Here is a 1,290-nt window from a genome sequence, read left to right on the forward strand (position 1 = left end):
ATCATCAACTGCTGTTGGAGTACCATTTACAATTACCTCTGCAGTTACTGTAACTGTTACTGTAGCTGTTGCTGTATCTCCATTACCATCTTCGATAGTATATTCAAAAGTATCTGTTCCTACAAAGTTTAAGGCTGGTGTATACTCGATCTCTCCTGCAACCACTGATGTACTTCCTCCTAAATCAGAATTAGCGCCTACTGTTAATGCAACTGCTAAGGCTCCTGCTCCATCATCTCCATAAACATCATTGTCTAAAACATCAATACTAACTGTAGTATCTTCTACTACTGTTTCTGTATCATCTAAGGCTACTGGAACATCTGTTGCTGCAGGACCTACTGTTACTGTTACTGTTGCTGTTGAAGCATCTCCACTTGCATCTGTAATTGTATAACTAAATGTGTCTGTACCATCTGTTGCTGCCAATGCTGATGGAGTATAATTAAACTCATCATCTGTAGTATCTAAAGTATTTTTATTGTCAATGCTTATTGCACTTCCTTTTGTACTTGCACTTGTTAATGTTCCATTGGTCATCGTTAATCCTCCATCAATATAACCTTCAGATCCTGGTGTATCATTTGATAAAACATCTATTACATAATCTACACTACCTGCTGCAACTGTTACTGCATCATCTGCTGCTGTTGGAACTGTAACTGCTGGTGCAACTGTACCTACTGTTACACTTACTGTTGCTGTTACTGTATCTCCTCCTCCATCTTCTAATGTATAAGTAAATGTCTCTACATCATTCTCGAATAATGCTGCTGGTGTATAGGTTACTGTAATATCTTCTGCATTTGCAGTTCCATTCTGATTGATTACTAAAGTACCTCCCTCAGAACCTGCTGATAAAGTTACACTTACTAAACCTTCTGAACCAAAGCTATCATTATCTAAAATATCTAAATCATTATTTGATGATCCGTTAGTCACACTAAAAGTATCATCTACTGCTGTAGGATCTGATAATGGTGCTGCTGGATCTACAGTGATAGTTACTGTAGCTGTTGCTGCATCTCCATTTTCATCTGTAATAGTGTACTCGAATGAATCTGTTCCACTAAATCCTGCTGGCGCTGAATATAATACTACGTCATCTGAAGCGTCATTTTGTATACCATGATCTGAAACGCTTATTAATCCGCCTTTTAAACTAGCTGTACTCTGTTTCCCATTTACTAAAGTTAATGGGTGAGTTAAACTTAAACCATCTGAACCATAAGTATCATTACCTAAAATTGCAATCACGTTGTTTGAACTCTCAAAATCAACTGTAGCTGA

Annotated in this window: 1 protein-coding gene; it reads right to left on the reverse strand. The window is 37.4% G+C overall.

Annotated features, from left to right (window positions below; all coding sequences use genetic code 11):
* Window positions 1–1,290: Ig-like domain-containing protein (locus V7R38_RS13125; RefSeq protein ID WP_334059114.1), on the reverse strand; the 1,290-nt coding region annotated here is incomplete at both ends.

It is taken from the genome of Polaribacter sp. P097 (assembly GCF_036864555.1).
Taxonomy (GTDB): Bacteria; Bacteroidota; Bacteroidia; order Flavobacteriales; family Flavobacteriaceae; genus Polaribacter.